A 203-nucleotide genomic window follows, 5' to 3' on the forward strand; every position below is an offset into this window, starting at 1 on the left:
TCGGAAGACCTCGGCATCAAGCTCGAGAACGTCGGCCTCAACATGCTCGGCCGCGCCAAGAAGGTGTCGATCTCCAAGGAGAACACCACCATCGTCGACGGCGCCGGCAAGAAGGCCGAGATCCAGGGCCGCGTTGCCCAGATCAAGCAGCAGATCGAAGAGACCACGTCGGACTACGACAAGGAGAAGCTGCAGGAACGTCT

General features: G+C 60.6%; 1 pseudogene. It reads left to right on the forward strand.

The annotated features are described in order from the left end of the window. Positions 1 to 203, forward strand: a pseudogene (groEL, locus tag ACWGTI_RS33080) (chaperonin GroEL); the annotation flags it as partial.

The organism is Mesorhizobium sp. ArgA1, assembly GCF_053714375.1.